At 50.2% G+C, this 13,099-nt stretch carries 11 protein-coding genes; 7 read left to right on the forward strand and 4 right to left on the reverse strand.

Annotated elements, in window-relative coordinates; genetic code table 11:
- Positions 1-76: 76 nt before the first annotated feature.
- A complete protein-coding gene (gene pta, locus On2M_RS06680; RefSeq protein ID WP_151224765.1) occupies positions 77-2,218 on the reverse strand; it encodes a phosphate acetyltransferase in 2,142 nt (713 codons plus the stop codon).
- Between the two features lie 76 nt (positions 2,219-2,294).
- On the reverse strand, positions 2,295-3,497 hold the full coding sequence (ackA, locus tag On2M_RS06685) for an acetate kinase (RefSeq protein WP_003028092.1): 1,203 nt from the start codon (positions 3,495-3,497) through the stop codon (positions 2,295-2,297).
- A 339-nt stretch (positions 3,498-3,836) separates the two neighbouring features.
- Between ackA and yfbV the strand changes: the two genes are divergently transcribed.
- From yfbV to On2M_RS06705, 4 genes are all read left to right on the forward strand, one after another.
- Positions 3,837-4,292 (forward strand): terminus macrodomain insulation protein YfbV, encoded by a 456-nt coding sequence (yfbV, locus tag On2M_RS06690; RefSeq protein WP_003028087.1) that lies wholly within the window; start codon positions 3,837-3,839, stop codon positions 4,290-4,292.
- Between the two features lie 83 nt (positions 4,293-4,375).
- Positions 4,376-4,870, forward strand: a complete 495-nt coding sequence (locus On2M_RS06695) for a YfbU family protein (protein ID WP_003028086.1) — start codon at positions 4,376-4,378, stop codon at positions 4,868-4,870.
- The gene (locus tag On2M_RS06700) at positions 4,863-5,540 is read left to right on the forward strand and encodes a sugar phosphatase (RefSeq protein WP_210904661.1); all 678 of its coding nucleotides are present in this window, start codon (positions 4,863-4,865) and stop codon (positions 5,538-5,540) included. Before On2M_RS06695 ends, On2M_RS06700 begins: the two co-directional genes overlap by 8 nt.
- A 77-nt stretch (positions 5,541-5,617) precedes the next feature.
- Positions 5,618-7,450, forward strand: coding sequence for an SLC13 family permease (locus tag On2M_RS06705; RefSeq protein ID WP_151219929.1), 1,833 nt, complete (start codon positions 5,618-5,620; stop codon positions 7,448-7,450).
- Positions 7,451-7,505: 55 nt separating this feature from the next.
- On the opposite strand, the gene yfbR is transcribed toward On2M_RS06705, so the two are convergent.
- On the reverse strand, positions 7,506-8,105 hold the full coding sequence (yfbR, locus tag On2M_RS06710; RefSeq protein WP_151219928.1) for a 5'-deoxynucleotidase: 600 nt from the start codon (positions 8,103-8,105) through the stop codon (positions 7,506-7,508).
- 84 nt (positions 8,106-8,189) lie between these two features.
- Entirely contained in the window at positions 8,190-9,407 is a 1,218-nt protein-coding gene (gene alaA / locus On2M_RS06715; RefSeq protein ID WP_005129483.1) for an alanine transaminase AlaA, read from the reverse strand.
- Between the two features lie 928 nt (positions 9,408-10,335).
- On the opposite strand from alaA, the gene lrhA reads away from it, so the two are divergent.
- The 3 genes from lrhA (at position 10,336) to nuoB (ending at position 13,022) form a co-directional block, all read left to right on the forward strand.
- Complete coding sequence (gene lrhA / locus On2M_RS06720) at positions 10,336-11,274, forward strand: transcriptional regulator LrhA (RefSeq protein ID WP_151219927.1); 939 nt, start codon at positions 10,336-10,338, stop codon at positions 11,272-11,274.
- Between the two features lie 626 nt (positions 11,275-11,900).
- The gene (gene nuoA, locus On2M_RS06725) at positions 11,901-12,344 is read left to right on the forward strand and encodes an NADH-quinone oxidoreductase subunit NuoA (RefSeq protein ID WP_003028077.1); all 444 of its coding nucleotides are present in this window, start codon (positions 11,901-11,903) and stop codon (positions 12,342-12,344) included.
- A 15-nt stretch (positions 12,345-12,359) separates the two neighbouring features.
- Positions 12,360-13,022, forward strand: a complete 663-nt coding sequence (nuoB, locus tag On2M_RS06730) for an NADH-quinone oxidoreductase subunit NuoB (protein WP_003028075.1) — start codon at positions 12,360-12,362, stop codon at positions 13,020-13,022.
- Positions 13,023-13,099: the final 77 nt, after the last annotated feature.

Below are 13,099 nucleotides of genomic sequence, written 5' to 3' on the forward strand. Positions count from 1 at the left end.
AAACCGGAAATATCAGTTATTTCCGGTTTGATAAGCAGGATGTGTACCGGATAAGGCATCCGGCACGCATGGCAGATTACTGCTGCTGGGAAGACTGGATCGCGGTCAGAGCGATGGTGTAGACAATATCGTCTACCAGCGCGCCACGAGACAGGTCGTTCACCGGTTTACGCATACCCTGCAGCATCGGCCCGATGGAGATCAGGTCGGCAGAACGCTGTACCGCTTTGTAGGTGGTGTTACCGGTGTTCAGATCCGGGAAGATGAACACGGTAGCGCGACCAGCAACCGGAGAGTTCGGCGCTTTGGATTTTGCTACGTCAGCCATAACTGCGGCATCGTACTGCAGCGGACCGTCGATCATCAGGTCAGGACGTTTTTCCTGCGCAAGACGGGTTGCTTCGCGTACTTTCTCTACATCGCTACCTGCACCAGAAGTACCAGTGGAGTAGGAGAGCATCGCTACGCGCGGTTCGATACCGAAAGCAGTTGCGGAATCAGCGGATTGAATCGCGATCTCTGCCAACTGCTCTGCAGTCGGATCCGGGTTGATCGCGCAGTCACCGTAGACGTAAACCTGATCCGGCAGCAACATGAAGAATACGGAAGATACCAGTGAGCTACCCGGTGCAGTTTTGATCAGCTGCAGCGGCGGACGAATGGTATTCGCGGTGGTGTGAACGGCACCAGAAACCAGGCCGTCAACGTCGTCCTGTTCCAGCATCAGGGTACCGAGAACTACGTTGTCTTCCAGCTGTTCGCGGGCAACGGTTTCGGTCATGCCTTTGTTTTTACGCAATTCGACCAGGCGAGCAACGTAGCTTTCGCGAACTACATCCGGATCAACGATTTCTACGCCAGCGCCCAGTTCAATGCCCTGAGAGGCCGCAACGCGGGTGATCTCATCCGGGTTACCCAACAGTACGCAGGTTGCGATACCACGTTCAGCACAGATAGCCGCCGCTTTAACGGTACGCGGTTCGTCGCCTTCTGGCAGAACGACGCGTTTGCCCGCTTTACGCGCCAGCTCGGTCAACTGATAACGGAACGCTGGTGGTGACAGACGACGGCTGCGCTCAGACGTTGCGGTCAGAGATTCAATCCAGTCAGCGTTGATGTAGTTAGCAACGTATTCCTGAACTTTTTCGATGCGCTCGTGATCGTCAACCGGAACTTCCAGGTTGAAGCTCTGCAGGCTCAGAGAGGTCTGCCAGGTGTTGGTGTTTACCATGAATACCGGCAGGCCGGTTTCGAATGCACGTTCGCACAGTTTAGTAATACGCGCGTCCATTTCGTAGCCGCCGGTCAGCAGCAGAGCACCAATTTCTACGCCGTTCATCGCTGCCAGGCATGCAGCAACCAGCACGTCCGGACGGTCAGCGGAAGTCACCAGCAGAGAACCTGCGCGGAAGTGCTCGAGCATGTGCGGAATGCTGCGTGCGCAGAAGGTCACAGACTTCACGCGACGGGTGTTGATATCGCCTTCGTTCACAATGGTGGCGTTCAGGTGACGCGCCATATCGATTGCACGAGTGGCAATCAGATCAAAGCTCCATGGCACCGCGCCCAGAACTGGCAGCGGGCTGGATTCCTGCAGTTTAGCCGGATCAACTTTGATCACTTTCGCTTTGGAAGAGTCGTCGAAAATCTCAGACAGATCCGGGCGAGTACGGCCCTGTTCATCAACCGGTGCGTTCAGTTTGTTCACGATTACGCCGGTGATGTTGGTGTTTTTCGCGCCGCCGAAGCTGCTGCGAGTCAGTTCAATACGCTCGTTCAGCTGTTCCGGAGTATCGGTACCCTGAGACATAACGAAGACGATTTCTGCATTCAGCGTTTTCGCGATTTCGTAGTTCAGAGACTGCGCGAACTGATGTTTACGGGTTGGGACCAGGCCTTCAACCAGGACAACTTCAGCGTCTTTAGTATTCGCGTGGTAGTTCGCGATGATCTCTTCCATCAGCACATCTTTCTGATTGCTGGAGAGCAGAGATTCAACGTGGCTCATCTTCAGCGGCTCAGCGGCTGGCAGAGAAGAATTAGCACGGACGATGCTGGTAGTCTGGTCTGGCGCATCGCCACCGGCACGCGGTTGAGCGATCGGCTTGAAGACGCTCAGACGAACGCCTTTGCGTTCCATTGCGCGGATCACGCCAAGACTGACGCTGGTCAGACCGACGCTGGTTCCGGTTGGGATCAGCATAATAATACGGGACACGGTTTATCCTCTTTCGTTACCGCCCGTTTCAGGCGGGTTACAAAACAGCACCGCCAGCTAGGCTGGCGGTGTGAAATCAGGCGGTCAGACGGCTCGCGTCTTGCGCGATAACCAGTTCTTCGTTGGTTGGGATAACCACCGCAGGACGGGTACCTTCTTTGTTGATGAACCCAGATTTGCCGAAACGTGCGGCCAGGTTACGTTCATGGTCAACTTCAAAGCCCAGAACGCCCAGTTTGCCCAGAGACAGTTCACGAACCATCGCGGCGTTTTCACCGATACCACCAGTGAAGACAACAGCATCCAGACGACCATCCATCAGCGCAGTGTAAGAACCGATGTATTTCGCCAGACGGTGGCAGTAAACGTCCATTGCACGTTTAGCGTCTTCTTTAGTCGCGTAGTTATCTTCAACATAACGGCAGTCGCTGGTGACTTCGGTCAGACCCAGCAGGCCGGACTCTTTGGTCAGCATTTTGTTGATCTGGTCAACGCTCATGCCCAGCGTGTCGTGCAGGTGGAAGATGATCGCCGGGTCAATGTCACCGGAACGGGTACCCATCACCAGACCTTCCAGCGGGGTCAGACCCATGGAGGTATCAACACATTTACCGTTACGGATAGCAGATACAGAACCGCCGTTGCCCAGGTGGCAAGTGATGATGTTCAGCTCATCAACTGGTTTGTTCAGCACTTTTGCCGCTTCCTGAGTGACGAAGAAGTGGCTGGTACCGTGCGCGCCGTAACGACGAACGCCGTGTTCTTTGTACAGGCTGTACGGCAGGGCGTAGAGGTAAGATTCTTCCGGCATAGTCTGGTGGAACGCGGTGTCGAATACGGCCACGTTTTTGTCTTTCAGATTCGGGAAGGATTTCAGCGCTTCAGCAATACCGATCAGGTGTGCAGGGTTATGCAGCGGTGCAAAAGAGGCTGCATCTTTGATACCCTGAATAACGGAATCGTCGATAACCACAGAGCCGGTGTATTTTTCGCCGCCGTGAACAACACGGTGACCAATTGCAGTCAGCTGAGCGGACAGTTCTGGTTTTTGTGCCAGAATAGTATTAACGATAAAATTCAGCGCTTCACTGTGAGCGGCGCCTGCACCTAAAGCCGCTTCTTGTTTACCGCCATCCATTTTCCATTTGATACGTGCTTCTGGGAGATGGAAACATTCGGCTAAACCAGAAAGGTATTCTTCACCGTTTACTGCATCGATGATGGCAAATTTCAGTGAGGAGCTACCGCAGTTCAGAACCAGTACTAACTTACTCGACATGGAAGTACCTATTTATGATACGTGGCTAAAAAAACGTCAGGGAGTCATAGAGCGTAGCGCATGATGACACCGACGTTTATGATTAACATCATGCGCCATAGTCTTTTTGGGCACGATGGAATAAATACCTTTGAGTCTATGTCATTTTGCGTATTTTTCAGCCAATGGCATACTATGTGTCAATTTGACGACTCAATGATTTTGGACTAATGGCCTTACAGGCCGGCACAGGATACCTGAATGTGGGTATCAAAGACAAAATGTTTTGAACGATGTCCATTGCAGTTGTTGTTTTGCACAAATTTTTTAATTTTTATATGTGAAGTTGAGGTAACCGCCATGTCGACACCGGATAATCGTTCCGTCAATTTTTTTAGCTTGTTTCGCCGGGGGCAGCACTACGCAAAGACGTGGCCAATGGAAAAGCGCCTCGCGCCCGTGTTTGTAGAGAACCGCGTGATCCGTATGACGCGTTACGCAATCCGTTTTATGCCGCCTATCGCCGTCTTCACCTTATGCTGGCAAATTGCGCTAGGGGGGCAGTTGGGACCGGCCGTTGCGACCGCGCTGTTTGCGCTTAGCCTGCCGATGCAGGGCATGTGGTGGCTGGGTAAACGTTCCGTGACGCCGCTGCCGCCTTCAATACTCAACTGGTTCTACGAAGTTCGGGGTAAATTGCAGGAAGCCGGGCAGGCGCTCTCTCCGGTCGAAGGAAAGCCTGATTATCAGGCGCTGGCTGACACGCTTAAGCGCGCCTTCAAACAACTGGATAAAACTTTCCTCGATGATTTGTAATTGACCCCTGATTACGCATATAAAAGAAGGCACAAGATGCCTTCTTTTTTTTCATCGCAGTAGTAGTGATACAGGAGTCCCAAATGGAAATGACCAACGCTCAACGTCTGATTTTGTCTAATCAGTACAAAATGATGACTATGCTCGATCCCACTAACGCCGAGCGTTATCGTCGTTTGCAGACGATTATTGAACGCGGTTACGGCTTGCAGATGCGCGAGCTGGATCGTGAGTTTGGTGAGCTGACGGAAGAAACCTGTCGTACGATTATCGATATTATGGAGATGTATCACGCATTACATGTGTCCTGGACTAATCTTAAGGATGCACAGGCCATTGATGAGCGCCGCGTGACCTTCCTCGGTTTTGACGCCGCAACGGAAGCCCGTTTTCTCGGATACGTTCGCTTTATGGTGAATGTGGAAGGTCGCTATACCCACTTTGATGCGGGGACGCATGGCTTCAACGCTCAGACCCCGATGTGGGAAAAATATCAGCGTATGTTGAACGTCTGGCACTCTTGCCCGCGCCAGTATCATTTGAGCGCGAATGAAATTAACCAAATCATTAATGCCTGAGGGGGCGAGCGTGCAGTGCAAAGGTTTTCTGTTTGATCTGGATGGAACGCTGGTCGATTCCTTACCCGCAGTAGAACGCGCGTGGTGCAATTGGGCCGATCGTTTTGGCCTCGATCATGCTGAAGTGCTCGGTTTTATTCATGGCAAGCAGGCCATTACCTCTCTGCGACACTTTATGGTGGGCAAATCTGAGGCAGAGATCGCTGCGGAGTTCACCCGCCTGGAGCAGATCGAAGCGACAGAAACCGCTGGGATCACCGCGCTGCCGGGGGCGGTTGAGTTGCTCAATCACCTCAATAAAGCGGGTATTCCATGGGCGATTGTGACCTCCGGTTCTATGCCAGTCGCACGAGCGCGCCATCGTGTCGCGGGGCTTCCTGCGCCTGAAGTGTTTGTCACCGCCGAACGGGTAAAAAGAGGGAAACCAGAGCCAGACGCTTATCTGTTAGGCGCACAGCTTCTGGGGCTTGCGCCGCACGAGTGCGCGGTAGTGGAAGATGCGCCCGCCGGGGTGCTTTCAGGACTGACGGCTGGGTGTCATGTGATCGCGGTCAATGCGCCTGCGGACACGCCGCGTCTGGATGAGGTCGATTTTTCTCTGACCAGTCTGGAACATATTTCTGTGACCAAACAACCTAACGGAAATGTGGTCGTTGTAAGAAATACCTGATCATGATTTAGCCCCAGATTGTTGGGGCTTTTTTATGGCAGAATCGACTCATCCCTCTCATTTAACAAGGATATGTTGTGAACGGTGAATTGATATGGGTTCTCTCATTGCTGGCGATTGCCGTCGTTTTGTTTGCAACTGGCAGAGTGCGTATGGACGCGATCGCTTTGCTGGTCATTATTGCCTTTGTTCTGAGTGGAACATTGAGCATCACAGAAGCTTTTTCCGGATTCAGCGATCCTAACGTTATTTTGATAGCGGCTTTATTCATTATCGGCGACGGCCTGGTGCGTACCGGGGTGGCGACGGTAATGGGAGCCTGGCTGGTGAAGGTGGCCGGCAGCAGCGAAGTCAAAATGCTGGTGTTGTTGATGATTACCGTTGCCGGGCTTGGAGCATTTATGAGCTCCACCGGCGTAGTCGCCATCTTTATTCCGGTGGTGTTAAGCGTTTCCATGCGCATGGAAATTTCCCCTTCACGCCTGATGATGCCGCTGAGCTTTGCCGGATTAATAAGCGGCATGATGACGCTGGTGGCGACGCCGCCCAACCTGGTCGTAAACAGTGAACTGTTACGTGAAGGACTCAACGGTTTCAGTTTTTTTAGCGTTACCCCACTGGGGCTGGTTGTTCTGGTTCTCGGCATAATTTATATGCTGCTGATGCGCTTTATGCTCAAGGGGGAAGATTCCGGGCCGTCGGGAGACGGCTGGAAGCGTCGGACGTTTCGCGATCTGATTAAAGAATATCGCCTGACCGGGCGCGCGCGTCGCCTGGCGATTCGCCCAGGTTCTCCGATGATCGGCCAGCGTCTGGACGACCTGAAGCTGCGTGAGCGCTACGGGGCAAACGTGATTGGCGTTGAACGCTGGCGGCGTTTTCGTCGTGTGATCGTTGACGTAAACGGGGTTTCTGAGTTTCGCGCCCGTGACGTATTGCTGATTGATATGTCTGCGGCCGATGTCGACTTGCGTGAATTTTGCAGTGAACAGTTTTTGGAGCCGATGGTGCTGCGCGGTGAATACTTCTCCGAGCAGGCGCTTGATGTGGGAATGGCAGAAATTTCGCTGATCCCTGAATCGGAATTGATTGGCAAAACGGTACGAGAAATTGCTTTTCGTACACGTTACGGCCTGAATGTCGTTGGGCTGAAACGTGATGGTGCTGCATTGGCCGGCGCGGTGGTGGATGAGCCGCTGCTAATGGGCGACATCATATTAGTGGTGGGCAACTGGAAACTCATTACTCTTCTGGGCCAAAAAGGGCGCGATTTTGTGGTGCTGAATATGCCCGCGGAAGTCAGTGAAGCTTCTCCGGCGCACAGCCAGGCGCCGCATGCGATTTTCTGCCTGGTGCTGATGGTCGCTCTGATGCTCACTGATGAAATTCCCAATACGGTTGCTGCGATCATTGCTTGTCTGCTGATGGGGAAATTTCGCTGTATCGATGCCGAAAGTGCCTACAAGGCGATTCACTGGCCAAGTATTATTTTGATCGTCGGGATGATGCCTTTCGCGCTGGCTTTACAAAAAACCGGCGGCGTCGATTTGGTAGTGAAAGGCCTGATGGATGTCGGCGGTGGATATGGCCCATACATGATGCTGGGCTGCCTGTTCGTGCTGTGTGCAACCATCGGGTTATTTATCTCCAATACCGCGACCGCGGTGTTGATGGCGCCGATTGCGTTAGCGGCGGCGAAGTCGATGGGGGTTTCACCATATCCTTTCGCGATGGCGATTGCGATGGCAGCTTCCGCAGCCTTTATGACGCCGGTGTCTTCGCCGGTTAACACGCTCGTGCTGGGACCGGGCAACTACAGCTTTAGCGACTTCGTGAAGATCGGCGTACCGTTTACCATCATTGTAATGGCGGTGTGTGTGGTGATGATCCCGATGCTGTTTCCGTTTTAATGCTTCCCCGGCGACGTTGCCTGTGTAGGCCAGATAAGGCAACGTCGCCGCAAACTTACAATGGTGAATCCTGGCTGATTTCATCTAATGAAAGGTGAAAACTCGGGACAAATACATCCATAAAGTAGTCCATCTCCTCACTGCGTCGCGACTCCAGCGTTTTTTCCAGCCGTGTTTTGGCCAGCAGAAATTCGTTGTTACCGGCGGAGAGTTCTTCCAGACACTTCAGGTATGCGCACAGGGCGTCAGCCTGCTTGACGATCGATTTTTCATCTTCGCTGTATGCGTGTTCGTCAATTAACGGGGCAAAAATATCGCGCAGCTCATCGGGAACCATATCGACCAGCTTTTGCTGGGCAATTTTCTCTATCGCTTTATATTCCTGAGCAATTTGCGAGTTGAAATATTTCACCGGGGTAGGGAGATCGCCGGTCAGCACCTCTGATGCATCGTGATACATCGCTAGCAGGGCAATACGCTCAGCATTAACCTGACCACCAAATTTGCGGTTTTTGATCGCGGCCAGCGCATGAGCAACCATGGCAACTTGCAGGCTGTGTTCAGACACGTTTTCGGTGCGCACATTGCGCATTAGCGGCCAGCGGTTAATGAGCTTCAGACGGGAGAGGTGGGCAAAAAAATGGCTCTGCTTCATAACGACCCTTACTCAGTGACTTCAGTAAAGGTATTTTGCGCAGAGAGTGCTACCGGATGCAAATCTCGGTAGCACTCTCTGTTATTACAGCTGGTGATATCCTGACAAGAAACGCTCAAATTTACTCAGCGACATCTCAATATCGTCAATACGCGGCAGTGTGACGATACGGAAATGATCCGGCCACGGCCAGTTGAACGCCGTCCCCTGAACCAGCAGTACTTTTTCCTGCAACAGGAAGTCCAGCACCATCTTCTGGTCGTCATGAATATTGAAGCGCTTAGCGTCGATTTTCGGGAACATATACAGCGCACCGCGCGGTTTCACACAGGAGACGCCGGGAATGTCATTGAGCAGTTCCCAGGCACGGTTGCGTTGTTCATACAGACGACCGCCAGGCATAATAAATTCGCTGATGCTCTGGTATCCTCCCAGCGCGGTCTGAATGGCATGTTGCGCAGGGACGTTGGCACACAGACGCATTGAAGCCAGCATTTCAAGGCCTTCGATATAGCCTTTGGCATGTTTCTTCGGTCCGTTAAGCACCATCCAGCCCTGACGGAACCCCGCAACGCGGTAGGTTTTTGACAGACCGTTGAAGGTGATGGTCAGCAGGTCCGGAGCCATAGCGGCGATGGAGTGATGTTCTGCGTCGTCGTAGAGAATTTTGTCGTAAATCTCATCTGCAAAGATGATGAGGTTGTTCTGGCGAGCAATCTCAACAATCTCCATCAGCAGCTCTTTAGAATAAACAGCACCGGTTGGGTTGTTTGGGTTGATTATGACGATCCCACGTGTACGCGGCGTAATTTTGGCGCGGATATCATCCAGATCCGGGAACCAATCTGACGATTCGTCACACAGATAGTGTACGGCATTACCGCCGGAGAGCGATACCGCCGCCGTCCACAGCGGATAATCAGGAGCAGGAACCAGCATTTCGTCCCCACTGTTCAACAGAGCCTGCATGGCCTGCACAATCAATTCAGAAACGCCGTTACCGATATAAATATCTTCCACGGTGACATCACGCATCCCACGAGCCTGGTAATGCTGCATGATCGCTTTGCGGGCAGAATAAAGGCCTTTTGAATCGCAATACCCTTGCGCTGTTGGCAAATTGCGGATCACATCCACCAGAATTTCATCTGGCGCTTCAAACCCGAATGGTGCGGGGTTGCCGATGTTCAGTTTCAGAACTTTATTACCTTCTTCTTCCAGACGCTTTGCTTCCTTCAGAACCGGGCCGCGAATGTCATAACAGACGTTTTCTAATTTGCTGGATTTTTCAATGGGGGACATGAACGTTGACCTTTTTAGCTGTGAATGCCACTCCCTGCCGTGGAAGTCAGCCAGCACAATGTACTCCCACACCGGTAAGTTTTGAAGGGTCTCCAGGAGAAGATTTTGAAAAGCATCGGGGGTGTAATTAACTTTTAACGACTAAATAATTAAGTTATTACGGAGTGATAATCTGTATTTTGTTGTTGTTATGGTTTTATGTTTTGCTTTGGTGGTGATGGTGTGGTCGTTTGTCTGGTCAAAAAAAGTTGATGCTGTAAAACAATAGGTAGTCGATATCTAAACTGTCTGACGTAATTCGAAAATACTGAGGTTTTGTCTCAGAATTCTGTTATCGGTGTGATCCCGACGTGATGCGGTGTGAACTCATTGTTAAGCATAATTAATGAATTGAGAGGTTCTTAATTAATTATTATTTAATATTTAAACAGTATCAAATTGAATGGGATAATAATACGAAAACCGCTGTTCTGACATAGCACCAATTTGCCCGGAATTATTCGCGATAACACTTATAAATATAGTGGTTTTAGGTTAAGATAACTCCCATCAAATGGTGTGTAGTAAGATTTTTAAGATAATTCAAATGTTTGTTGGTTGTTTCTAACATACTGAAAAATTTGTTTTTAATGTGTAAATTATTGTTCGTTAACCATTTTTTATATTTACAAAATTTACATGTTTCCCATTAGCCTGAATCATCCGGCAGCTAAAAATACGATTCTTTCTCGTTGCTATATTCCGAATGAATATCACGGGTATTAAAATAGCTCAGAAAGAGCATTGTTTCGTTTGTTTAACCAAATACATCCTTATTTTCACTTGGTTACACTAAGCGAAACCGCAAGGGAGGCACATTACAAATGGAGTTGTTTGATTCTAAATGCACAGCATTAACCCGGTATGACCCGCGAGTAAGTGAAAAACTATGATAAATGCAAATCGTCCGATCATTAACCTCGACCTCGATCTGCTGAGAACCTTTGTTGCTGTTGCCGATCTGAATACCTTCGCGGCTGCGGCAGCTGCGGTATGTCGAACTCAGTCTGCGGTGAGTCAGCAAATGCAGCGTCTTGAACAGCTCGTGGGAAAAGAGTTGTTCGCGCGCCATGGACGCAACAAATTGCTGACTGAACATGGTATCCAGCTATTGGGTTACGCCAGAAAAATACTGCGTTTTAATGATGAGGCATGCTCATCATTAATGTTTAACAATCTTCAGGGAGTGTTAACTATCGGTGCTTCTGATGAATCCGCCGATACCATACTGCCTTTTCTGCTTAACCGTATAAGTTCGGTTTATCCGAAGCTTGCGCTTGATGTGAGAGTCAAACGTAACGCTTATATGGTGGATATGCTGAAGTCGCAGGAAGTGGACCTGGTGGTGACCACCAATCGTCCAGGAGATTTTGAGTGCCTGAATCTACGCACCTCCCCGACGCACTGGTACTGCGCAGCTGAATATATCCTGCAAAAAGGTGAGCCGGTACCGTTGGTTTTGCTTGACGATCCGAGCCCGTTTCGCGATATCGTGTTGGCAACATTGAATGCTGCGCAGATCCCGTGGCGTTTGGCTTATGTTGCTTCTACGTTGCCTGCAGTTCGTGCGGCGGTAAAAGCAGGGCTCGGTGTTACTGCGCGGCCTGTTGAAATGATGAGTCCGGATCTACGTGTACTGGGTGTAGCGGACGGATTACCGCCATTGCCTGACACTGAGTATCTGTTATGCAGCGACCCGAGCGTGCAAAATGAGTTAGCAGACGTTATTTTTAAATCGATGCAAACATATCAAAATCCTTGGCAATACAATCAGTTTACCCCTGAAGGGGGAGATGACTCGATGATTGTTGAAGGCGACTTTGAGTAACGCGTCACAAAAAAACAGTTTAAAATGTAAGTGTGAAAAAGAGCCACTGATGATGAAAAAACATCCAGTGGCTCTTTTTATATGCAAATATTGCCGATTTAGGTCATTTGCTATACTAAAACTTAACAAAATCAGCGAGTAAAGAAACAGTCTGATGGGAGGGTGAAAAATAAACAACCGCGTTACTAATTGTTTCCATGTTAAAAAACTAGAGAAATTGTTGCTGTTTTTTATGGTGAATTAACAAAAGCGTGTCACAGATCAAGAAAATACTCCCATTTAGGGGGAGGCATCTGTGTGAATTCCTGTCAAAATAGACGGGTATCATTTTTTTACTTCACTACGGACACGATTCAACAACATTAAAAATGACCGATGATACGATCTAAATGGGTCTAAAGAGCACTTTATGTTAATGAAGTTGGAGTAGTGTAAAATAATGTGAGGAAACTTTTGTTAAAGTTGACAAAAGGTTATAGAAAGGAGTAAAAAACCCTATCAATTAGCTGTCTAAAATGATTTTTCACAGTGATTGTAAGGTTTTTTTTATTCCTCCCCATGAATCGATGTGGCGTTCATCTGCCGAAAAGAGCAGAGAATTTGGCGCTACTTTTGATGAGTAAGCAATGAGTATGTCAACATCCACTGAAATCATCGCTCATCACTGGGCATTCGCTATCTTTCTTATTGTTGCCATTGGCCTGTGCTGCCTGATGCTCGTCGGCGGCTGGTTTTTAGGTGGTCGCGCGCGCGCGAGATCTAAAAACGTGCCGTTTGAATCAGGTATCGACTCGGTCGGCACCGCCCGCTTGCGCCTGTCTGCCAAGTTTTATCTGGTAGCCATGTTCTTCGTTATCTTCGACGTTGAAGCGCTGTATCTGTTCGCATGGTCAACTTCTATCCGTGAAAGCGGCTGGATTGGCTTTGTGGAAGCTGCAATTTTTATTTTTGTGTTACTGGCAGGTCTGGTTTATCTGGTGCGTATTGGCGCGCTGGACTGGACGCCCGCGCGTTCACGCCGCGAGCGTATGAACCCGGAAACGAACAGTATCGCTAATCGTCAACGCTAACCGCGAGGCATTAAGATGGATTATACGCTCACCCGCATAGATCCTAACGGTGAGAACGACCGTTACCCCCTGCAAAAACAGGAGATCGTAACCGACCCCCTGGAGCAGGAAGTTAACAAAAACGTGTTCATGGGCAAGCTGCATGACATGGTTAACTGGGGCCGTAAAAACTCAATTTGGCCATATAACTTTGGCCTTTCCTGCTGCTACGTTGAGATGGTGACCTCGTTTACCGCCGTGCACGATGTGGCCCGTTTTGGTGCTGAAGTTTTGCGTGCATCGCCGCGTCAGGCTGACCTGATGGTCGTAGCCGGAACCTGCTTTACCAAAATGGCGCCAGTAATTCAGCGTCTCTATGATCAGATGCTGGAACCTAAATGGGTTATTTCCATGGGCGCCTGCGCTAACTCTGGCGGTATGTACGACATCTATTCTGTGGTGCAGGGCGTTGATAAATTCATTCCAGTCGATGTGTACATCCCGGGATGCCCGCCGCGCCCGGAAGCGTATATGCAGGCTCTGATGCTGTTGCAAGATTCCATTGGCAAAGAACGCCGCCCGCTCTCTTGGGTGGTTGGCGATCAGGGCGTTTATCGCGCCAATATGCAGTCAGAACGCGAGCGTAAACGCGGCGAACGTATTGCTGTAACGAATCTTCGTACACCAGACGAGATTTAATTTGCGCCTGTCGGCAGCAGCACTTCCTTCGCTTACCACTACATAAATAGCGCGAAGCACTGCCGACCACCACGGAC

Source organism: Citrobacter sp. On2M, from assembly GCF_018035235.1.
Classification (GTDB): domain Bacteria; phylum Pseudomonadota; class Gammaproteobacteria; order Enterobacterales; family Enterobacteriaceae; genus Citrobacter; species Citrobacter meridianamericanus.

Bases quoted from the DNA above. Each gene is read 5' to 3' on its own strand.
- On2M_RS06695 (WP_003028086.1), top strand. From the start codon at position 4,376: ATGGAAATGACCAACGCTCAACGTCTGATTTTGTCTAATCAGTACAAA.
- yfbR (WP_151219928.1), bottom strand. From the start codon at position 8,105: ATGAAGCAGAGCCATTTTTTTGCCCACCTCTCCCGTCTGAAGCTCATT.
- yfbV (WP_003028087.1), top strand. From the start codon at position 3,837: ATGTCGACACCGGATAATCGTTCCGTCAATTTTTTTAGCTTGTTTCGC.
- On2M_RS06700 (WP_210904661.1), top strand. From the start codon at position 4,863: ATGCCTGAGGGGGCGAGCGTGCAGTGCAAAGGTTTTCTGTTTGATCTG.
- lrhA (WP_151219927.1), top strand. From the start codon at position 10,336: ATGATAAATGCAAATCGTCCGATCATTAACCTCGACCTCGATCTGCTG.
- ackA (WP_003028092.1), bottom strand. From the start codon at position 3,497: ATGTCGAGTAAGTTAGTACTGGTTCTGAACTGCGGTAGCTCCTCACTG.
- nuoB (WP_003028075.1), top strand. From the start codon at position 12,360: ATGGATTATACGCTCACCCGCATAGATCCTAACGGTGAGAACGACCGT.
- nuoA (WP_003028077.1), top strand. From the start codon at position 11,901: ATGAGTATGTCAACATCCACTGAAATCATCGCTCATCACTGGGCATTC.
- alaA (WP_005129483.1), bottom strand. From the start codon at position 9,407: ATGTCCCCCATTGAAAAATCCAGCAAATTAGAAAACGTCTGTTATGAC.